Source organism: Paenibacillus sp. IITD108, from assembly GCF_036541265.1.
Classification (GTDB): domain Bacteria; phylum Bacillota; class Bacilli; order Paenibacillales; family Paenibacillaceae; genus Pristimantibacillus.
The window spans coordinates 30,959-53,383 of record NZ_JAZHCT010000030.1 but is presented as its reverse complement, the minus strand read 5'-3'; the positions used below and the strand labels follow the sequence as shown (position 1 = coordinate 53,383).

17 protein-coding genes are annotated in these 22,425 nt (G+C 45.3%); 2 read left to right on the top strand and 15 right to left on the bottom strand.

The window, feature by feature from the left end:
• Positions 1-3: 3 nt before the first annotated feature.
• The 5 genes from V1L65_RS21875 to V1L65_RS21855 all read right to left on the bottom strand — a co-directional run bounded on the left by V1L65_RS21875 (position 4) and on the right by V1L65_RS21855 (position 7,189).
• Positions 4-1,596, bottom strand: a complete 1,593-nt coding sequence (locus V1L65_RS21875) for a response regulator (RefSeq protein WP_331701378.1) — start codon at positions 1,594-1,596, stop codon at positions 4-6.
• A 28-nt stretch (positions 1,597-1,624) separates the two neighbouring features.
• Positions 1,625-3,352 (bottom strand): extracellular solute-binding protein, encoded by a 1,728-nt coding sequence (locus V1L65_RS21870; RefSeq protein ID WP_331701377.1) that lies wholly within the window; start codon positions 3,350-3,352, stop codon positions 1,625-1,627.
• A 154-nt stretch (positions 3,353-3,506) separates the two neighbouring features.
• Complete coding sequence (locus V1L65_RS21865) at positions 3,507-5,207, bottom strand: extracellular solute-binding protein (RefSeq protein ID WP_331701376.1); 1,701 nt, start codon at positions 5,205-5,207, stop codon at positions 3,507-3,509.
• Between the two features lie 73 nt (positions 5,208-5,280).
• Positions 5,281-6,144, bottom strand: coding sequence for a carbohydrate ABC transporter permease (locus V1L65_RS21860; protein WP_432502599.1), 864 nt, complete (start codon positions 6,142-6,144; stop codon positions 5,281-5,283).
• Positions 6,145-6,211: 67 nt separating this feature from the next.
• A complete protein-coding gene (locus V1L65_RS21855) occupies positions 6,212-7,189 on the bottom strand; it encodes an ABC transporter permease (RefSeq protein WP_331701375.1) in 978 nt (325 codons plus the stop codon).
• A gap of 971 nt (positions 7,190-8,160) precedes the next feature.
• On the opposite strand from V1L65_RS21855, the gene V1L65_RS21850 reads away from it, so the two are divergent.
• Positions 8,161-8,385 (top strand): helix-turn-helix domain-containing protein, encoded by a 225-nt coding sequence (locus V1L65_RS21850; protein ID WP_331701374.1) that lies wholly within the window; start codon positions 8,161-8,163, stop codon positions 8,383-8,385.
• Between the two features lie 94 nt (positions 8,386-8,479).
• Here V1L65_RS21850 and V1L65_RS21845 read toward each other — a convergent pair whose 3' ends face one another.
• The 5 genes from V1L65_RS21845 to V1L65_RS21825 form a co-directional block, all read right to left on the bottom strand.
• Positions 8,480-9,157: a sortase gene (locus V1L65_RS21845; RefSeq protein WP_331701373.1), complete on the bottom strand. Its 678-nt coding sequence runs from the start codon at positions 9,155-9,157 to the stop codon at positions 8,480-8,482.
• Positions 9,154-9,603, bottom strand: a complete 450-nt coding sequence (locus V1L65_RS21840; protein WP_331701372.1) for a GtrA family protein — start codon at positions 9,601-9,603, stop codon at positions 9,154-9,156. Before V1L65_RS21840 ends, V1L65_RS21845 begins: the two co-directional genes overlap by 4 nt.
• Positions 9,596-10,585 carry a glycosyltransferase family 2 protein gene (locus V1L65_RS21835; RefSeq protein WP_331701371.1) on the bottom strand — a complete coding sequence of 330 codons (990 nt, stop codon included), beginning with the start codon at positions 10,583-10,585 and terminating at the stop codon, positions 9,596-9,598. Before V1L65_RS21835 ends, V1L65_RS21840 begins: the two co-directional genes overlap by 8 nt.
• Before the next feature lie 22 nt (positions 10,586-10,607).
• Entirely contained in the window at positions 10,608-14,441 is a 3,834-nt protein-coding gene (locus V1L65_RS21830) for a glycosyltransferase family 39 protein (protein ID WP_331701370.1), read from the bottom strand.
• A gap of 288 nt (positions 14,442-14,729) precedes the next feature.
• Positions 14,730-15,449 carry a YhcN/YlaJ family sporulation lipoprotein gene (locus V1L65_RS21825; RefSeq protein WP_331701369.1) on the bottom strand — a complete coding sequence of 240 codons (720 nt, stop codon included), beginning with the start codon at positions 15,447-15,449 and terminating at the stop codon, positions 14,730-14,732.
• A 196-nt stretch (positions 15,450-15,645) separates the two neighbouring features.
• Between V1L65_RS21825 and V1L65_RS21820 the strand changes: the two genes are divergently transcribed.
• Positions 15,646-16,662: a ketoacyl-ACP synthase III gene (locus V1L65_RS21820; protein WP_331701368.1), complete on the top strand. Its 1,017-nt coding sequence runs from the start codon at positions 15,646-15,648 to the stop codon at positions 16,660-16,662.
• Between the two features lie 55 nt (positions 16,663-16,717).
• Here V1L65_RS21820 and thiO read toward each other — a convergent pair whose 3' ends face one another.
• From thiO to thiC, 5 genes are read right to left on the bottom strand one after another with little or no spacing between them, the layout of a single operon-like run.
• On the bottom strand, positions 16,718-17,842 hold the full coding sequence (gene thiO, locus V1L65_RS21815) for a glycine oxidase ThiO (protein WP_331701367.1): 1,125 nt from the start codon (positions 17,840-17,842) through the stop codon (positions 16,718-16,720).
• On the bottom strand, positions 17,839-18,678 hold the full coding sequence (locus V1L65_RS21810) for a thiazole synthase (RefSeq protein ID WP_331701391.1): 840 nt from the start codon (positions 18,676-18,678) through the stop codon (positions 17,839-17,841). Before V1L65_RS21810 ends, thiO begins: the two co-directional genes overlap by 4 nt.
• Positions 18,679-18,683: 5 nt before the next feature.
• On the bottom strand, positions 18,684-19,550 hold the full coding sequence (gene thiE / locus V1L65_RS21805; protein WP_331701366.1) for a thiamine phosphate synthase: 867 nt from the start codon (positions 19,548-19,550) through the stop codon (positions 18,684-18,686).
• Positions 19,547-20,677 (bottom strand): ThiF family adenylyltransferase, encoded by a 1,131-nt coding sequence (locus V1L65_RS21800; protein ID WP_331701365.1) that lies wholly within the window; start codon positions 20,675-20,677, stop codon positions 19,547-19,549. The genes thiE and V1L65_RS21800 overlap by 4 nt, the downstream gene beginning before the upstream one ends.
• On the bottom strand, positions 20,661-22,424 hold the full coding sequence (gene thiC / locus V1L65_RS21795; protein ID WP_331701364.1) for a phosphomethylpyrimidine synthase ThiC: 1,764 nt from the start codon (positions 22,422-22,424) through the stop codon (positions 20,661-20,663). Before thiC ends, V1L65_RS21800 begins: the two co-directional genes overlap by 17 nt.
• Between the last annotated feature and the right edge of the window lies 1 nt (position 22,425).

Below are 22,425 nucleotides of genomic sequence, written 5' to 3'. Positions count from 1 at the left end.
GCACTAAGTCATCTTTTTGCGGTATTCAAGCGGCGTTACCCCGAATCTGTCTTTAAATTGCCTGCTAAAATAAGGCAAATAGCGATATCCAACTTGATCTGCGATTTCATAGATTTTTAATCCCGGCTCCTTGAGCAGCTCGCAAGCGCGTTCCATTCGCATATTAACCAGAAGCTCATTGAAGGTGCAGCCAGATTTCTCTTTAATTAAAAAACCTAAATAACTTGGCGAAAAGGAAAACACTTGTGCAATATCTTTCAAAGTAATATTTTCATGCATTTTTTGTTTAATGACTGATCGTACATTGCGGATAAATCTGCTGCTCTGGTTGTTATTTTTGGCGTTGAGCTGCTCCGATATTTCATAAATACGGTGCATCAGCCAAATTCGAATTTCCTGAACGGTTTCGAATTGCAGCAAAATATCCATTTGCTTGATGTCCATATTAATCAGATCAAATAAATCCTCTCCGAGAGAATTCAAATGCTGCTCCAGCTTTCCTATAAAATGATTGGTCAAATGGTGAACGGTAAATCTGGAACGCATCGTGCTTATTAATTGAAACAGCTTTTCAAGCTCATCATAGATTTCGACCAGGCGGTATTCTGTCATGGCTGTCAGCAGCGATGCAATACCAGCCTCCATCTTCCTGACATCGAGCATTTCGGGCTCACTGCTTACTTCCTCGAATTTGATGACAGCGCCCCTGCCCAAAAACATTTTGCTTTCAATGGCTTCAATTGCCTGCTGATAAGACTCCGGCATAAGCTCAAGCTGCATGACAGGCTGGCCCAGCCCAATCGTAATCGATGTGTTTACCGGCTCTTGAAGCAGTGTATAAAGCTGCTTTACCGTATTATCCAAGTCCCGCTCCTCAAGCAAGACAGCTACCCTCTGCGCATTAAGCTTGCAGTAAAAATGATGGCCGCACAGCTTCATCGCTTCAGTCGCCTGCTGCAAAAATACGCGCCGCTGCTTTTGCTGAGTAATCGGCAGCTCATGCTCCGTACGTTCTTTTCTTGACCATGCCAAGCTATCCATTTCGAGTACAGCCGCCCTCAGCGGCCAGCGGAGCTTATGAAAATCCTGACTGTCTGTGAACTGAGAGAGAGCCTCGTAATCCCCATTCATATCGCCTTCCAGCAAGCTGGTAAGCATTTCATTTTTGGCAATCGGAATTAAGCTTTGATAAGCCTCTTCCACTTCCTTCTGCTTAATTTCTTCATCCAAGTCCTGCTTAATTTTCAATAAAGATGTGATCAGTTCATTATCATCCATAGGCTTTAGCACGTAGCTGTAAGCTTTGAGGGAAAGTGCTTGCTGTACATAACTGAATTCCTGATAGCCGCTTACAAAAATAATTCTTATATTAGGCGAACGCTCTTGAGCGATTTTGGCTAGCTCTAAGCCGGACATATAGGGCATATTAATATCGCTGACCAATATATCTATCGATTCATTTTTTATAATATCGCAGGCAGACAAAGCATTATTAACCGTACCTTTCACAACCATGCCCAGCTTAGACCAAGGAATAAATTGATGCATCCCTCTTAAGTCCAGCTCTTCATCATCCACCAACAATACGTTGTACATGTTAATCTTCCTTTCATCAAAGCTTATTCTATTGCTCTGAATTCAGCAGCGTAACATTTTCATGCCATCTTTTTGTAATATAATCCAAGTACAGCTGAAAGCCAGCGTCCATAGAATCCTTATGCGCTTGGTCCAAAATATTCAGCACCTCTTGATCCGTTGTTCCAAACATCGCTCTCGCTCTTGCTTTTAACCAAATATTTTTAACCTTGCGGTAAATATCGCCTACCTCTGTATCCGGCATCGGATACAAATTAATAAAAGGTGTTGCATCCCCCTGAGATTTCCACGTTATTTTACTTTGCCAGTAGCTGGCCCAATTTCGCTTTTCCTCTGGCAAGGTCGCTTCAAATTCACTTTTCGTTTTATCAATAAAATACGTATTGCCCACCCAAATCATATCTCCAGAAATGGCTTGAATTTGTGCCAGCCCTTCAGGATCCTCACTATATTTTTCTGTAAAAATAGGAGTAATGCCATCCTCCTTAAAGCCATTCCAATAGCCGTCCTCTCCAGGCGGCCCCCACATTTGAATACTGGACCCTTCCGGTCCCGTCATCCAATCTAGCATGGCAAATATTGCTTCCGGGTCCTTGGCGCTTTTCGTAATTGTTGCTACATTCCAGCCGAGCAGATTGTAAGTTCCTGGGTATATTTTGCCCTTATCTAAGCCTTCCTTGTAAATCGGCGGAATAAAAAAATACCCATCCTCCGGATTTCGTGAAGCAAGCTCTGCTTGCGCAGGCATAACCATCTTCATAGGATCTGCGCTGGCATATACAGCGACAGCTCCATTCATCAGCTTCTCGCTAAGCTGATCCTCTGTTTGCGTAAGCGCATCGATCGTCATCAGCCCTTCCCGCATAAGCTTTGCAACAAATAGGGCAGATTCTCTGAAGCCCTCGTCTTCGTAAATGGATACCATTCTGTCTTCCTTCGTAACTGCGAAAATACGGGTAAAGCTATAATTGCTCTCTTTGAATGAAGAAAAAATTTGATCAATCCCGTGCCCTTCTTTCGCTAAGCCCGTTTCAAATGGAACAATATTCGGGTAAGCGGCTTTAACCATTTTTAAATATTTGTACAAATCATCGGTTGTTTCCAGCTTTGGCTCGCCCAGCTCGCGGTATATCTTTTTATTCACCACATAGCCGGCATTGCCGTTAGGCTCTCGAGTATAGTAATTCGGAAAATAATAAATATGTCCGTCAGAGGAACGAAGCAGATTCAACACTTTTTCGTCTGCCCATCGCTTTAAGTTCGGATATCTCTCTATGTAATCGTCAAGCGGCACTAACAATTTAGCTTCTCGTAGTCTCTCCAAATCAGCATCCCGATCTCCCCAAATAATATCTGGAAGCTGTTTGCTGGCGATCATATTTTGCAAGGTCATTGGCCCGTTTCCACCAGAGCTAATCGGCTTAACATGAATGTTCAAATTATCGCGTATCCATCTGGAAGACGGGTCTGCTCCCCAATTCGGCATGGAATAATAACCGTAATGAGCATAAAAAGTTACGTTAAGCGGCTCGGAGCCAAGCCTATATAACCCGTCAACCGTGTATGTCTGCTGCTGTATGCCTTCATCATCCATTTCCTTGCCCTTCGACAAATCTAGTTCGATTCCCTCCTGCTTTTTCTTTACAGAATCAACAGGTAGTATAGGTGAAACCTTCGTTGCAGAACAACTGGTGAGTACAGCTCCAAAAATCGTAAACGCTGTCATTCCAAACAGCCATGTTTTTATAAAACTCACAAACCGGTTCCTCCTTTTACCGAATATTATATAAATTAGGAAATACGTTCTATATTCTCACATTATATAACAAACGGCTTAAAAGCAAGCAGACTAGACGGATTTATCCCAAGCGATTTCAATCATCGCTTGGGATATCCACTAGCAGTATTCGTTACCTGACTCCAAGTATTTTCTTATTCTCATTCATGATCTGAGTACGCCATTCAAGCAGATCATCATACCCTAGCTTTTTAGCGTCTGCTTCAGCTTTGTCTAGGATTTTGTCAACTTCTTCATCGCTCTTGGCTGTTGAGGAATCTGCCAGCACCTGCATAAACAAGTCTAGCATCGATTGTCTAATATCTCCAAGAGTGCTGTCAGCCTCAGGATTCATTCTATTATTGAATACCGTAATATCGTTGGCGGACGGCCATGTAATTTCATTTTGATAACGAGCCTGCCAGTTTTGCTTCTCTACCGGCTGAGAATTTTCAAATTTCATTTTGGCCGGGTCAATATAATCGACGTTGCCTGCGATCGTAACGACATCATTTTTTGCTTGAATATCCGCTACATCCGCAATATCATATGCATCTGTAAAGTTAGGATAGCCGTTTTCATCAAAGCCGTTCCAATACTTGCCTTCTTCTCCAAAGAATTGAACGGTCATTCCTTCCGGACTCGTGCAATAATCAAGGAATGCAAAAATTTTCTCAGGGTCCTTGGCACTCGTCGTAATAACACTTACATTCCAGCCAAGCGTGTCATAACCGCCCGGATGAATTTTATTTTTGTCCAAACCTTCTTTACGGATCGGCCAAATCATAAAGTAGCCTGAATTTGGATCATCCTTCAGCAATTCATAATGAGCTTGTGATGCGTAAGCAGTAGGTGAGCTTCCTGCATAAACGGCTACACGGCCTGTCAAGAGCTTCTCCAGTACCATTCCTCTGTCTTGAGTGAACATTTCTTGAGAGATCAGCTTCTCGCGATAAAGCTTGGATACAAACTTCTGCGATTCGCGGAATGGCTCCGAAGTAAACAAGGAGGTCAGCTTATCTTCATCTACAACGCCAAGCACATCAGCGCTTAAAGATTTGTACATGAGATCTTCACCAAAAGCGGTATACAATACACCGATTCCTTGAGCATCCTGCGTGCGGTCCGGCTCGAAAGGCACTACTTCTGAACCATACTTTTCTTTTACTTTTACCAAATAGTTGTAAAGATCATCCGTCGTCTCCAATTTAGGTGAGCCCAGCTCTTCATATATTTTCTTATTCACAACATAACCTGCATTGCCAGTCGGTTTAGTGCTGTACCAGTTAGGGAATTTATAAAGCTTTCCGTCTGGAGAACGCAGAAGCTCCATATCTTGTGCATTCATCCACTTTTTCAAGTTAGGGTATTTGTCCAAATAATCGTCGAATGCTACGAGCTTCCCAGCATTATACATACGATCGAAGTCCGGATGATAACGGTCCATATAGATCAGATCCGGCAAAGTATTTGAACCCATCATCGTAGTCATTAGCTGAGCATGATTGCCTTGAGCTTGTATCGTTTTAATATTTACATTTTTATTTGCTTTCAAATACTTCCAAAAAGGGACCTCATCCATTTCCAGAGGGAAATCCAGCCAGCCGTAATGGGCATAGGCGGAAAACTCTAGCATCTCGGAGCCGAATACCCATGGCTCATCTTCCTTATTTTGATCCGTATTGCCAGGAGTTGCGGTATTTGTGCTTGTCGGTGGCGGTGAAGAAGTGTTGTTGCCGCCTTCCCCTTTTTTCCCGCTGCAGCCTGACAGCACTGTGGCCAGAACAAATACCGCCATAATGAACACAACAAGCGGCTTTCTTTTGTTTTGCATACTGTAATTACCCCTCTCACTCAATATATGTTCAATGCGCTGTGCGCTTCAAACCAGAATCATATTGCCTTTGCTATTCTTTTAAAGAGCCAACCATTACGCCCTTTACAAAAAAACGCTGAACAAACGGATAGACCATAATAATTGGCAATGTCACAACCATAATCGTTGCATTAATCAATGACTTTGATGTAATACTTTTCTTGGCCATTTTTTCAATCGTCATCGCATCCAGACTGCCCATCTGCTCCGTTATTAAATTTGCATTCAATATGCGGCGAAGCACCGTTTGAACCGGCCACAAATCGTAATTTGTAATATAAATGGAAGGCATAAACCAGTCATTCCAATGCGCTACTGCTGTAAACAAGCCAAGCGTTGCCAGAACCGGTCCAGACAGCGGCAATACGATGCGGAAGAATGTCCCCCAATTGCTGCAGCCATCAATCTGTGCCGACTCTTCAAGCCCAGCAGGCAGCCCCTTAAAGAACGTGCGCATAACAATCATGTTCCAAACACTTATTAACGATGGAATAATGAAAACAAGGAAGTTGTTCATCAGTCCTAACGACTTTACCAGCAAAAATGTCGGTACGAGTCCGCCGCCAAAATACATCGTGAATACAAAAATAAATGTATACAGTTTGCGCCCCATCAAGTTGGACTTCGTCATCCCATATGCTAACAGGGCAGTCATAAACAAGGCTGTAACCGTACCGACAATCGTCCTGCTAACGGAGATAAAAAAGGCATTGCCCAGTTTCTTATCCTCAAACACAATTTGATAGTTCTCAAAAGTGAATATTCTCGGCCAAAAGGTTACTCCCCCCTTGGCTGTATCCAAGCCTTCATTCAGCGAAACAACCAGCCCGTTCCAAAAAGGGTATAAGGCCGAAAATGAAAGCAGAGTAAGAAAGATATATATACAGACAACCATGACTTTGTCACTGGCACCCAAATGTTTAATTTTCAAGCTGTATTCACCTCTTTTGTATGTCGCTGCTTTACCATAAGCTGTTGCCCGATCTTCTCGCGATATAGTTGGCTGTAGTGAGAAGCCCTATACTGACAATCGCTTTGAATAAACCTACCGCGACTGCGTAGGAGTACTTCTGATTTTGCAGGCCGACGCGGTATACATAAGTATCGATAACATCAGACACCGGCCGGAGGAGCGGATTTTGTGCCAATATCAAAATATCCTCAAAGCCCGCATTCAGGAGACTGCCCATAGCTAGTATCATAAAAATGCTTATAACCGGCATAATTGTCGGAATCGTTATTAAATAAATTTGCTTGAATTTCGATGCGCCATCGATGTCTGCCGCCTCATACAAATGCGGGTCGACGCCTGCTATAGCAGCCAGGTAAATAATGGAGGAAAAACCAATTTCCTTCCATATATTGGTCGTAATAAGAATGGACCAGAAGTACTCCTTTATAGACATGAAATTGATAGGCTCATCAATCGTACCGGTCTTCTCGAGCAATATATTAATGCTCCCATTTTCGGTTGATAGAAGTGACATCACTAGCCCGCCTACAATGACCCAAGACATAAAATGCGGCAAATAGGTAATCGTTTGAACAATTCTCTTGAAAGCCATATGGCGTACTTCGTTCAGCATGAGAGCTAATATAATAGGAGCAGGAAATCCAATAACAAATTTCAATAAACTGATCACGATTGTATTTCGCAAAATGATATTAAAATCTGGAGCATTAAAAAATGCTTCAAAATGCTTAAATCCAACCCATGGATTCACAAAAATATTAGTTCCTGTAAAGAGGTTATAATCCATAAATGCCGTGATTACGCCATACATGGGGATATAGGAAAATACAAATACTAGCAGCAGCCCCGGCCATACCATTAACTGAATGTCAAGCTGCTTTATTAATCGTTTGAAATTGCTTTTTTTTACCGGCTTTTTCGGTATTGGAGCTGCCGTCTGCGAATGTTCCGTAGTTGCTTGCGACATGCTTATCCTCCCTATCTTCGTGCTAGCTTTCTCCTTTTTCTTGTACCGGACGTCTCACGGTCTAAACACATTAGCATGCTGCTTTGTTATAACTTCATTCTAGACGCTCCAACCCGTTATAACGATATAACAATCAATCGATTTTTTATACAATGGCATGGAGTTGTGAAACATGGAAAAGTGTAAAAAATCCGGAATAAGTATAAAAAATTGGCTGCTCTCCGTTCGTTGCCGGCTCTAACGAAGCTGAGACGCGCTATTTGCTCGAAAATAGCTGTTTCGAAAATGTAACGCATCCTGACGGCGCTATGTGTGAACAAACCATCGTTTTGGGCATCGAATTAAGCTAATAAGGCATCTGATCTTCGTTACAATTTGAAAAGGTGCTTTTTTCGCACAATAAGACAATAGGGATTCGTTACAGCGAGGTATTTGGCGATGTAGCTTACTGAGGAGCATTAATTTTGTGGTACGTTGGCGTAGTAGCTTACGGAGCAATAATTTTGTGGTACGTTGGCATAGTAGCTTACTGAGGAGCATTTAAGTTGTGGTACTTTGGTGCTTTTTTTCGTACAACAAGGACATATGGAAGGGGAACGAGGAGCATGATTGGGAATGGAGAAACGGTAGCGTCCGCCATAGTAGGCCGATTTTATCCATTACAGGGGTTATTTCATCTAAAAAATTGGACTACAACAGCGGTCGGAATCCCAAACTTGATCGCAGTAGCATCCCTTTCTACTGCTTATTGCCCTATCCACAATTCACCCATTCCAGTATTGCTAATATAATGTACTTTGATATATTGCATTTAACTTACTACGATTGCTTTTGAGCTAATAACTGTATACGCAAACGCCCAATTTGAATGGAGGCAGCACCATTATTATCACAGTTTCATATTATATTTTGACTGTATCCCTTAACCTTGTTGAAACTATAAATACCCGTGCAAGGAGGGGTGAAACAAATTGAGGGGAAACGACCATAAAAGCAAGTTCTTGTTAACTAACCGCGAGCGTGAAGTATTTGAACTCCTGGTTCAAGATAAAACGACTCGCGACATTGCGCAGCAGCTTTTTATAAGTGAAAAAACCGTTCGTAACCACATCTCGAATGTCATGCAGAAACTTAATGTTAAGGGTCGTTCACAAGCGGTTGTTGAGTTAATTAGGCTTGGGGAATTGCATATCTGATTCATCAGGTAATTTCTCTTAGCAATTGCTATATAAATGATGCGACATTAAAGGGCCTTTCAGCAGCATGGCTGCATGAAAAGCCCTTCCTTATTTATTCTGAAATTTTGGCATGCACGATTAAGCGATGAGTTGGATTTACGACAGGATCGCAAGTAATCAGCGTCAGCAGCTTATCAATTTTGTTGTAATTAAGTACGGAAACATCCGTTGGCTCCACGATCGATACCTTATATACCGTGTAATCAAACGTTTTGCCGCCTGCCGTTATTTTAATGCTGTCGCCTTCAGCTACTTCATTAAGGCGATTAAATAGCCTGCCTTTTGTTTTCATGCGGTGAGCAGCAATAGCAGCATTGCCGATTTGACCGAATTTTCCTGTTTCTGTAAGGTGAGCAGCTGCATACTTCATATTTTTTTGTGTTGCTCCCTCTAGGACAGGCAAGCTTAAATTAATGCTTGGAATTTTAATAGTTGCAATCGGATCAGGCAGAGCTTCTTTTTCCGGCTCTTTCGATGGTTCCGGATCTGGCTCTGGCGAAGTTTCTACTGCCGCTTCCACCTCTGAATTGCCGGGCTCCGAATCAAATAAAGCAGTAAGCGTATTAAATTGGTCCTGTGCCGTCAGCTCCGCGCTTTCCTCCAGCAGCTCCTGCTCCCACTCCTCGAGCATCTTTTCCTGAATACGATTATCATACCACTGAGCGCCTACCGGATAAACAACGATGAGCAAACCAACGACGATCAAAACATAGGCAATCCACTTCTTCATGCTTTTCCCTCTCCTTCCTCTGCAATTGGCTGTTTAATAAACACCCAGCGCTTATTGCCGTAAAAGTTAATAAAAAGCACTGATAGTGTAACGCCAATTTTGGCAATAGCCGCGTTCATATGAAGCCATTCAATAGCGATGGCCATTAGTACAACCGATAACAGCAGCATACTTAAATTCCAAATGATAAAACGAATACGGCGTGCGCCTTTATGCAGACTCGTCAAATGCTGGCTCTGCTGCTTGAACGTAAAGCGGCTATTAAGCAGATAGCTGTTAAGCATCCCTGCCATATAGCCGATAGCCTGAGCTGCGCTGGCATGAACGGAAAAAGCGAGCAGAAGTGAGAAAACGGCAACATCAATCGCTGTATTCAGAAGACCGACCATATTAAACAAAACGAATTGCAGCCCCGTCTTTCTCCATGCAGCCGGCTCGCTACTCATTGCGAAGCTTCTCCAGTTCCGCAGCAGGCTGCTGCTCTTGAGTTATGCTGCCATCAGCATGTCTAATAATATATAGCGGCCTGTTTTTGGATTCATCATAAATACGGCCGATATATTCCCCAATCACACCAAGAATCATTAAAATAATCCCATTGAATATAAGATTGATAGCAATGATGGATGCCCAGCCTGATTCGGTCGTCTCCGTAAACAGCCTTTGCCAGATGACAACCAGCAAATATATAAATCCGCCTAAAGAAAGCGCAAAGCCAACATAGCTGGCAATTTTGAGCGGCTTATAGGAAAACGAGGTAATGCCGTCAAGCGCAAACTTGATCATTTTTTTTAGCGGGTATTTTGTCTCGCCCGCAAAGCGCTCCTCACGCACGTATTCAACGCTTGTTTGTCTAAAGCCAATCCAGCTGATCAAGCCTCTGACGAACCGGTTTTTCTCCTTCAAGCCGCGCAATACATCGCATACCTTGCGATCAATCAAACGGAAATCGCCCGTATCAACAGGGATTTCCACATTGGTCATACTGCGCAGCAACCGATAAAACATCATCGCCGTCCATTTTTTAAACAGCGTCTCACCCTTGCGCTTTTGGCGTTTGCCGTATACAACCTCATAGCCTTCCTTCCACTTTTCGATCATCCGCAAAATGACTTCCGGCGGATCCTGCAGATCGGCATCAATAACGATGATCGCCTGCCCTTGCGCATAATCCATGCCTGCAGTTATCGCAATTTGATGACCGAAATTACGCGAGAAATCGATCAATCGGACGGTGGAATCATTTCGTTTAATTTTTTCTATAATTTGTACCGTTCTATCCTTGCTGCCATCATTCACAAAAATGAGCTCAAAGCCCGCTTTCGTTTGTTTCATCACTTCGCTAAGGCGAAGGTAAGTATGCTCAATTACTTCTTCTTCGTTATACATAGGTACAATTACGCTGTATGTTACAGCTGTAGAATTCATTGCTTTTCCTCCTGCAATTAGATTAGAATACCCAGCTTGGGAACCAGCGCAGTATATAATCCACATACCATTTAGGTACAGTCAGTCCCGATAAAGCTGGATAAAAGAGCAGGAATAGTCCGATTGCTGCTGCCAAATAAATATTGCGTATTGTAACAAACCTCGGATAACGCTCTTCTACTAGTTTAAACAAATAAACAATGCTTATGATCATAAAAGGCACCATCGCAAAATAATGGTACAAAAATGTTTCGCGGGTGACAAGCATCCAAGGTATGTATTGCGAGAAATACGCGACCCATACCGTATACATCGCTTTATCGCGGCGCTTTACACTTAACCATACTGTAGCAAGTATGGCAAATAAACCAGTCCACCATAGAATCGGATTTCCAAGCGCAACAATAGTTGCTTTCATGCCTTCGCCTAAATTATTGCCCGAGAAATACCAAACCGGCCGCTTCATAAAGGGCCATTCCCACCAAGAGGAGCTGAAGGGATGCGAGGAAACGAGATTGCTATGGTAGTTGAACATATTTTTTTGATATTCAATAAATGCTTTGAGCGTATAGCCGCCGTCCATTACTTTCAATACAGGGATGTACGACAACATATAGATAGCTAGCGGAACAGCAACATAAAAGATGAGACAAACCGCTAGTGTCGAGAAGAGATAACGCGGAAACTTCTTCTCGATTTGAGCAAGCTCAGCCAATTTCCATTGCTTTTCTTGCGCAGCAGCATCTGCTATATCCGCATCCTCTGATTTATCAGCAGTGTCTTTGCGCAAATATCGTTTAGCCGCAGCATATTCCTTATAGCGATCGATTAGCGACAGCGCCAGCATAACGGCAAGTCCCGCTCCGCCGTATACAGCAATCCACTTGGCTGCCACGCCCAAGCCGAACATAAGTCCCGCAAGACCAAGCGGGAGCAAGGTGCGCAAAAACCTGTCCTGATAAAAATTCATCTGCACATAGCGGTGCATAAAATAAAACATGAGTATAATAAAAAACACGCCATACACATCTATCGTTGCAATTCTCGTCTGCGAGAAATGCATAAAATCTACGGCAAATAAGGCAGCAGCCAGCGCTGCGTATATCGTTCTGCCAAAAATGCGATGTGCAAACAAATAAATGATAGGCAGCATAGCAATGCCCAGCACCGTACCCGCGATACGCCAGCCGAATGGATTAAGGCCGAACAGCTTGATTCCGATCGCCAAAATAAGCTTGCCTAACGGCGGATGAGTGCTCTCATAAGCAACGATGCCTTCAATATTTTCATAAGCGGTTCTCGCATGATAAATTTCATCAAAATAACTGCCATAATAGAAATGATTCGTTTTGATCATCAGCTGCTGCTCGTCAAACAGCTGCGAAACATTGCCTCTGCGCGCGTCTTGCGCGTCTGCATCTACTATTGACGCAATTGGCAGCGGCTTGGTTGCACCTGTTTCATAGATGCCCAGCTCATGCATAGAGAAGCCTGACCCCGTTACCGTCAGCTTCACATATCTTGCTTCTGTGTTGACTTCAACGCTATTCCAGGCGAAAACAGAAACATGCGTGCTTTCTACATCGATCTTATTGGTCCACTGATCCGGTTCAAGCGCAAACTCCAAGGCATACTTGCCCGAGCCTAAGCCGCCAAAGCTTGTTACACGCTCCAGCTGCTTCGTCTCGCCCAAATCAACATAGAAGCTTTGTCCGCTGCTCTTCGGCTGCCAAACAGTGACTGGTCCTTTTGTCGAGCCTAAATTAATAAGCGCTACAGCTGCATAAATCGCAGTAATAGCCAGCATAATGATTCGGTCCTTACGCAGGAATTTCGCTTTATCGGTCCCATTTAACGAGCCTTTGCCACTGCCTATAGCATCCAAAGTATTTTTGTCCTGCATTCCCTGATCTATCAATTGGCAGCTTTTTCGATTCCCGCGCACATACAGATCAAAGCCTGCATAAAGCATGTACAGAAGCAGAGCTATATTGACAATCGAGCATAAAACAGCTATGCCCTCAATCGGAATTTGTGCTGTCTGTTTGCTGTAAGCAAGCACAATGCTGGCATTAATAAAATTCGTCATGGAAAAGCCGAAAAATATGTGCAGCATTCTGCGGTCAAGCGATTGAATATATGCAAAAACAGACAACAAAACGATAGGGAACATATATCGCTCGTGCATTTTGGTTACAAAAATAAACACTACCGCAATGAGTATCATTGCTAAATAGTAGGAACGAGTAACTCTTTCGTCCTCTAAAGCCGCCGTTATTTTACCGGATTGCTTAGCTGTTACGGAATAATAAACGGCTAAAAGGACAGCTGCAAAAACCCCTAATAATCCCCATGCCGAATAGGGTATAAGTAAAAATTTTTCAGATAATCCGGCCCAGTTGCCGCCGGTTAAAATGTACACGTTAAATGAATTCAACGTTGCATATGGATAGGAAGATAGAGTCTCCTTGTACAAATCAATTAAAGCTTTTATTCCGCCATGTCCAGCGAAAAATGGCATTGCTAACAGCAAAAATGTAACAAAGCCGGCAAACGCACTCGTCAACAATTCCTTCCATTTCTTGCGATGCAGCAGCATAAGCAGCAGTACAGGCATAAATATAAAAGCCTGAGGCTTCACCAGCGCTGCCACAGCAAACCAGATTGAAGCTTTGACGATTCTTCGCTCGGCCATGCCCTGTACGGACAAAACCAAAAGCAGCGTAAAGATCGAATCAACCTGACCCCAAGCAGCTGAATCCGTTACAATAAGCGGATTAAAGGCGTATAGCAGAGCAAGCAGCAAAGAGCCTTTCTCGCTTAATTTGGCACGTGCTGTACGATAAATTAAATATACAGCAGCGCAGTCTGCCAGTATGGCTGGCAGCTTAATCAACAGAAGCGACAGCGCTGAATTATAATCGATCGACAGCCATTGATGAAGCTTGCCAACTAGAAATAAAACATACATATAGCCCGGCGGGTAATCTATAAAAATTTCGGTACTGTAAAATCCAAATATGCCGTTGTTGACCGCATGCTGTGCCCAATATTTAAATAAGGCAACGTCATTCGGATAACCATGATACATAACGGCAATAATAACCCGAATCGCCAGCGCCGCTAAAAGTAAGGCAGCTAATAAATTTAGTTTGCTTGTCTTTTCCGGCTTAAGCTGAACGCTTGCTTGATCCATTCTACGAATGGCAAATCCGTAAAAAAACAAGGAGAATACAGCTGCGATCAGCATAATCGGCCACATTGAAATCGGCCTAACCGCCTGCTCCGATGAGTCGGAAGCATTATTATTAACGCTGGGCTCAGCCGAGAACACTTCCACCCCGGTCGGCGCCTTGCTGACCTGCTGAATTTCGATTTGATCGAACCAGGCTTTCCCTGCATTTAAACGGCCATAACCGCCAGCGCTAAGCCCGATCGTAATCTCTTTCTGCTTCTTGCCTGTCTTCACATAAATTTCGAGCTGCTGCCATTGTCCGGCAGTATCGAGCAAGTGAGGATAAAAAAGCGCCGCATCCTCAATTTGAATATGTGCGCCAGCTGAGTCGCTTCTAAAGCCTTCAGCTTTTATAAATGCAGAAATTCGATAAGTCGTGCTGCTTTTCACTGGGACGGTTTGAGTAAACCGCGCATGGTTTTCAAGCTGGTTATGTATAAATAAACTGGAATGACCTTCGTAGCTTTCGGTCTGGTCGACCGTATAAATCGTTGTATCTGCGCCTTGATCCCAGGCTGCATGGCTCCAGCCGTCCGCCACGCCGTTTGTAACCTGTTCGATATTGCCATTGCGCAGCGCAATGGTGCTGTCCGCGGCAACCGGCATGACAAAATTCAGCATTAGTATTAAGCCGATAATCGTAAAAGAAAAAAATCGTTTAATAGGTCACTCACCTCGTTATTGTAAAATCGCCATACAATTACTTTATCCAATCCGGTCGGGCTGGTCAATGATTGTTAATAAATAGAAAATTACTTTTAACAAGGATATACGGCTCCGCCTTCCTTTGAAAGACGCTTTTACCGATAAATGATAAGAACTTATAGAAAAAACTTTTAGATTTTTATCATTCAAAATAAATTGTCCCAAAAGCTGCACGTCAGGCTTCTGGGACAATTTTTTCCTGCGCTATTCTAAAATACGGCCGCCTTTATTAGAAAAACCACGATTATTGCTGGCATCCGTACCTGATACTGCCGGAAACACACGGTCAACCATTGCGTTGAATTCAGTGATAAAGCCTTGAATTGGATGGCCTAATGAAACATCCGTCATATATCCTTTCATACGGCCTACAAAATCCGGATTAGCAGAAACGTATACGTGATCTGTTTGAGGGCTCATTTGCTTCACTGTATCCGCTACTTTATTTTTAATGTCACCCGTCAGTTTTTCATCACCTGTAGCCATTGTATTCATTTTTTTATGCATATCGACCGCTTGATTGCCCATCTGGCTTAGATTTGTGCGGCTCATCATTTTATTATTTTGCTGTGGAAGATTTTCATCCTCAAACGATACGGCAACATAAGCATTGTTGTTCGTAAGCATAACATAAGAAGATTTAATGCCTTCAATTTTTAATAAACGATCAGATATTTCCTTGCTCATTTCCATACGATAATTTTTATGATTGCCAATCAAATTGTTGCCATTTTGCTGAACGCCATTAATATGGTTCATTTCATTTTTCTGATCATCTGCGAATCGCTTATCTTTAATAATGGTTGTTCCATCGATAGTCATATCTCTTTGCCTGATTCCATCATTTTTAGTTGTCATTGCGCAACCGCCAAGAATAGCAACCATCATCACCGCAGAAGTAATAAGCAATAATAATTTACGCATTGTAAGCCTCCTGTATTTGTTGTAGTTATTGTTCGCACACGTTTAGACTGAGCTTTTATGATGCGATATATGCGCTATGTTTGATGCATCATATATGGGTGTAAGGGATACAATTGACAGGAAAGGCAGTTTGCATTTATATTGGTACTAGGTACTAATACCAGATACTAAGCGTTTGTTAAAGGAGGTTTTATTTATGTCAGCCACTCATTTGAAGTCGATCCAATCACATGCACGAATAACCGCTATCGGCACCTATGTGCCAAGCCGCATTCTCAGCAACGCTGATTTGGAACAACTGGTTGATACAAGCGACGAATGGATCGTGCAGCGAACAGGAATTCGGGAAAGACGAATAGCAGCTCCTGATGAATTTACAAGCGATATCATATTTGCTGCAGTTAGAAATATACTGGATCGTTTTCCAGTTACTTTATCGGATGTTGATTACATTATTGTAGCGACCAGTACGCCTGATACTTTTTTCCCAAGCATGGCAGCAAGGGTACAGGGCGAGTTCAAAATCGGCAGCTGTGGAACCGTTGATATAAGCGCAGCTTGTGCGGGCTTTACCGCTGGCATACAGCTTGGCAACAGCTTGCTGCTTACCGGCTTGTACCGTAAGGTGCTAGTTATTGGCGCCGACGCCATATCTAAAATAACCGATTATACCGATCGTACGACCTGTATTTTATTTGGAGACGGTGCAGGCGCTATAATTATGGAGAATACGGGAAATGAGAAGGGCTGTTTATTAGCTGCTTATTCCCATACAGACGGCGCATCCGGCCATCATGTTTATCGAAGCAGTCTGAGCTCATCCATTAATCAATTCGATATTGTGACAAACGGCATGCTCGTTCAAAATGGCAAGGAAGTATATCGCTGGGCAGTCACCCAAGTGTCAAAAGGCATCCAACGCATCCTGCAGGATTATGGGTTCTCAGCAGAAGACATCGATTGGTTCGTTCCGCATAGCGCGAATATGAGAATAGTCGAAGCTATTCAACAAAGAACGGGCATTGCGCCAGAAAAAACCTTAACCAGCATGGAGTACTATGGAAATACGTCAGCGGCCTCCATTCCGCTCGCTATAGATGAAGCGTTCAAAAAGGGTCATGTGCAGCCTAATCAAAAGCTGCTGCTGTATGGCTTTGGAGGAGGCTTGACGGAAGCTGCTGTCATTATTCGCTGGGAACTAACAGAGCCCTAATCAAACAAACAGGCTGTACAGCTTTTAGTAAGTAGCTGTACAGCCTGTTTGTGATTTATATGGCAGCTCTAGTAAATCTTGCTGGATGAAAGGGCGATATGCTGCTGCTCAAATAATTGTCTAACAAATCAGCTGCTATTAGCGCCGTAACAGGACTAAGCAAAATCCCATTGCGATAATGTCCTGCTGCTATTATGATGCGGCCCGTACGGTCTATCGGACCTATTAATGGCAACCCGTCCTTCGTCGCCGGGCGCAAGCCAGCCCAGCTGCTGAACAGCTTCTGCCTCTTTAGTGCCGGAAGCCAGTTTTCGCTTGCACGAACGAGCCGGCCAATACCTTGCTCCGTTGTTTCTGTATTATAACCGGCTACATCCTCCGATGCTCCGCATATTAATCTGCCGTCCGTTTTCATTACCCAATAGGCGTGAGCGCTGAATATTAAATGAGCCGGTGTTACTGCGTTGTTTTTATATGCACATATTTGTCCGCGAATAGGATGAACGGGAAGTGCAAGGTTAAAGGAGCTTTCATACAAAGAGGTCCACGCACCGGAGCAAACGATTAACCGCTCTGCACGAATACTCTTTAATTCAGCTGCATACTTCACAGTAATACCAGCATCAGTCTGCTCAACCGCTTCAATCGCGCCTGCTTGCTCAATGAGCCTTACCCTCAGCATTTGACAGCAGGCTATAAGAGCTCGGACAAGTTGCGGCGCGTCTACATGGCTTTCAGCCGGGCTGTATAGGCCAGCAACAATATCTTTGCTTAGCTGCGGCTCCAGCTGAAGCAGCTCCTCCCGCTCCAGCTGCTCCATACCTGCCTGCCACTCGTTTTGCCAAAGCAGCCTTGTCAGAAGCGGCTGTATATCCGCTTCATGCTTGCATACATATAAGCTGCCGCAATTTATTAAGCCTACGGAACGCTTGGACAGCTGCTCTATCTCCTGCGTCCACCGCTCATACATCAGCAAGCTTTGACGGCAAAGCTGAAAAAATGCATCCGGCTGCTCCAGCTGCTCAGAATATGGCGCAAGCATGCCTGCTGCTGCACCTGAGGCTTGCCCGCCAAGCAAGCCGGGCTCAATAAGCGTTACCTTGTAGTTTCTTTTTGCAGCCTCATATGCACAAGAAAGCCCTATAATGCCTCCGCCTAATATAATGACAGATTGACTCATAGCTTGAGGCCTGTCCTTTCCTGCATGAAGACGATATCGCCTTCTCTTCCTTGATCAAACAAGCTGCCTTCCAGCGAGCTGCTGGCAGAAGCGTACCGCTTGCGTTCAATTCTTCCAGCCGACCTTGCCAGCACCCCGGCTTCTATTGCCAGCCGGAATGCGCGTGCCATCGCTTCCGGGTCTTGCGCCTTTGCTATTGCAGTATTGATCAGCACGCCAGCTGCTCCCAGCTCCATTGCCGCAAGCGCATCTCTTGGAGAACCAATGCCGGCATCTACTATAATAGGCACCTTGGCGTCCTCTATTATTAATCCTATATTGTAAGGATTCAAAATACCGAGCCCTGTGCCGATAGGTGAGCCGCCAGGCATAACTGCCGCTGCTCCGGCTTCCTCAAGCCTGCGGCAAAGCATAGGATCATCCGTTGTGTAAGGCAGTACAACAAAATCTGATTGCACGAGCATTTCCGTTGCTTTCAAAGTTTCAACCGGATCAGGCAGCAAGGTTCGCGGATGTGCGCTTATTTCAACCTTCACCCAATCCCCTAATCCTGCGCTGCGAGAAAGCTGCGCTATTCTGACCGCTTCCTCCGCATTTCGCGCGCCCGATGTATTGGGCAAAAATTGAAGAGGGCGATCAATAATATGCTGCATAATCGAATCATCCTCAACAGCTTCCAAATCCATTCTGCGCACTGCAAAAGTTATAATCTCAGCTTCTGATGCCGTAAGAGCATCCTGCAGTACAGCTGGACTTGGAAACCTGCCGGTTCCAAACATTAATCGGGAGCGAAATGTTTTGCCCCCTATTTCAAGAGCTGCCATTTTACCGTTCATCACGTCTAGCCACCTCCCACGAATTGGATAAGCTCCACATGCGAATTGTTTTTCAACAGCCGCTCATTCCATGCAGTTCTCGGCAGTAGACAGCCGTCAAGCTCAACGATAAGATGCTTAATCTTATGCTGCTGCCCAAGCTGGTCAAGCAGCTCGCTCACAGAGGCAGCATATGTCTCTTTCAGCTTTCCGTTTAATAATATATTTATTGGAAAACTATTGATCTCTCGCAACTTTCTACTGGCATGGATCAGCTCGCAAAGTCGCCTGCAAGCCTGCTCCGGCTCAGCGCTGTCTGTTATTGCCCGTACTGCACATAGCCTTGCAGCCCCTGCTGCCAGCACCTCCGCGGCATTAGCCAGCGTAATCCCCCCGATTGCAACGAATGGAATTCTTATACTTGAAGCCACTTCCTCTATTAAACGAGTGGATACTGCCGGCCTCCCCGGCTTGGTAGGCGTTTCAAACACCGGGCCGACGCCTATATAATCTGCCCCCGCCTGCTCCGCAGCTAGCGCCTGCTGCAGCGAATGGGTGGAAATGCCGACTATAGCATCGCTTCCAAGCAGAACGCGTGCCTGATCAATTGGCATATCCTCCTGCCCGAGATGCACCCCATCGGCTTCAGCCAGCTTTGCCATATGAGGGTCATCGTTGACGATAAAAGGCACACGATACGATCTGGTCAGTGTCCGAAGCGCTTTCGCTTGCTGCAGGATCAGCTCTTTATCGCCGCTTTTATTCCGCAGCTGAACAATATCAGCACCTCCCTTGATCGCCTGCTCCATCACCTGCAGCATCGTTCTGCCGTCCTTGTGAGCTTCACCTGAGGTAATCGCATAAAGCTTAAAATCCAGTTTATCTTTATTCATAAGTGTCCGCTCCTTTCCGTATTGCCTATTACGTACTCCAAGCATAGCGAAATCGCTCTTTCCACCTTATCCGTTCCGTGAACCAGTACTCTTCCGTCCGCAAACAGCACCAGCTTTTCTTTATCTGGCAGCACCGCTTTTACTAAGTAACGGTTGCTTGTCACTTCACATCCCGCAGCATTCAGCCTGCGCTGCATTTGCCCTAGCTCCAGCTCAGCAGTCAGCGTCAGCTGAATCGTATCCCTTCCGCAAAGCAAGGCAGACTGCTCCCTGTCAATTGACAACGGCCTCGTCCGCTTGCCTGCCCCACTTCTCTCCAAAGCTTTGTCGGCATGGTGAGAAGTGCTGGCATGCTGTATGTTCCCGCAATAGAAGCAGTTTTGGATCGCCGCTGGCAAACGTGAACGCCGAAGCTGCAAATGCCATATATCAATCGAAACCAGGCTGCCATGAAGGGTATCCTTATTATCCGTCAGCCATTTGATCGCCTCCGCTGCCTGTAAGGAAACGACCATCTCTACTGCCGGCGATAACACCCCGACCGAATCGCATGTATCTGCCGCCGCCAACGCTTCCTCGCCGCCGATCAAGCAGCGCAAGCATGGCGTGCTTCCCTTCATCAGCAGGGCGCTCATCCCTTTCGAGCCTGCTACGCCTCCAAACACATAGGGAATGCTGCGCTCGAAGCAGCGATCGCTGAGCATCAGCCTTGCCGCTGCATTATCCGTTCCGTCCAGCACAAGCTGCATGCCATCCAACAGCCTGTCTATGTTACCTGAATGAGCATTTGCGACAATAGGCTCAACTGCAACCTGGCTATTTATTTTTTGCAATTTAGCAGCTGCAGCGATTGCCTTCGGCAAAGACTGCAGCGCATCCCGTTCATCAAATAGCGTTTGTCTTTGCAAATTGCTGGGCTCGACGTAATCGCGGTCGACGATGCGCAGCTCCTTTACGCCTGCTCTTGCCATATGCTGGGCCAGCGAGGCGCCGAGCGCACCGCAGCCGACAATGAGAACGGATGACTCGCTGAGCCGCTGCTGCCCGCCCGCACCGACCGGCGCAAACCGGATTTGCCTGGAATAGCGCTCCTCCCAAAGCTCGTGCCGGCTAACCATAAAGTTCATGCCCGGCCTTTCGAAATTGTCCCGCTTTCTCCTGCAAGCCCGCTTCGATCGCTTCTATTGAGTCAAGCCCTTTCTCTGCTGCATATTCTCTTATATCCTGGGTAATTCTCATGCTGCAAAATTTAGGGCCGCACATGGAGCAAAAATGAGCGGTTTTCGCCCCTTCCGCAGGCAAGGTTTCGTCGTGATACTCCATCGCGCGCAGAGGATCAAGGGACAAATGAAATTGATCCCGCCATCGAAACTCGAATCTTGCCTTGGACAGCGCATCGTCCCGCTGCTTCGCCCTTGGGTGTCCCTTTGCCAAATCCGCTGCATGCGCGGCAATTTTGTAAGTAATTACGCCTTCCTTCACATCCTCGCGATTTGGCAAGCCCAAGTGCTCTTTTGGCGTAACATAACAGAGCATCGCTGTGCCATACCAGCCGATCATCGCTGCCCCTATTGCGGAAGTGATATGGTCATAGCCTGGGGCGATATCCGTCGTCAGCGGGCCCAGCGTGTAAAATGGCGCTTCGTCGCACGCTGCGAGCTGACGGTCCATATTTTCCTTAATCAAATGGAGCGGTACATGGCCTGGCCCTTCTACCATGACCTGCACATCATGCTTCCAGGCAATTTTCGTCAGCTCGCCAAGCGTTTCCAGCTCCGCAAATTGCGCCTCGTCATTGGCATCTGCAATGGAGCCTGGACGAAGCCCATCCCCCAGCGAAAATGCTACATCATAGCTTTTCATTATTTCGCAAATTTCTTCGAAGTGCGTATACAAAAAATTTTCCTGATGATGCGCCAGACACCAGGCTGCCATAATCGAACCGCCACGGGACACGATCCCTGTCACTCGATTTGCTGTAAGCGGGATATACCGCAGCAGCACGCCAGCATGAATTGTAAAATAATCAACGCCTTGCTCAGCCTGCTCAATCAGCGTATCGCGAAACACTTCCCAGCTTAGGTCCTCCGCCTTGCCGTTTACCTTCTCCAAAGCCTGGTAAATCGGTACGGTGCCTACCGGCACTGGTGAATTGCGGATAATCCACTCGCGCGTCGTATGAATATTTTTACCTGTAGATAAATCCATAATCGTGTCCGCGCCCCAATACGCGGCCCATCTCATCTTCTCTACCTCCTCCTCAACCGAAGAGGCTACAGCAGAGTTCCCAATGTTCGCATTTATTTTTACATGAAAGCCCCGGCCAATAATCATAGGCTCGCTCTCAGGATGATTAATGTTTGCCGGTATGATCGCTCTGCCCGCCGCAACCTCGTCACGGACAAATTCCGGCTCCATGCCTTCTCGTATAGCAATAAACTCCATCTCGGGTGTTACTATGCCTTTGCGCGCATAATGGAGCTGAGTCACGTTTTTACCTGGCAGTGCGCGATAAGGCCGGGCATTAACTAGTGGAAATTGCTCGATTCCGCGCTTAAGCATCGAATCCTCGGAGGAAAAGCCATTATCCTCCGGCCTTATCGCTCTTGCCTCATAGCGCTCAACATCTCTGCGCTGCTCAATCCACTTTTTTCTCAATAGCGGCAAGCCTGCCCGGACATCCGCTATGTAGCTTTCATCCGTATAAGGCCCGCTGGAGTCATACACGCGAACCGGCTCGTTCGGATATTCGGTTCCGCTGCGATCAGTGCTGCTTGCCAATGCAATCTCTCTCATCGGGACCTGAATAGACGGATCACTTCCTGTAATAAACACTTTTTTGCTGCCTGGCAGCGGCTTATTGCTTGATGACATA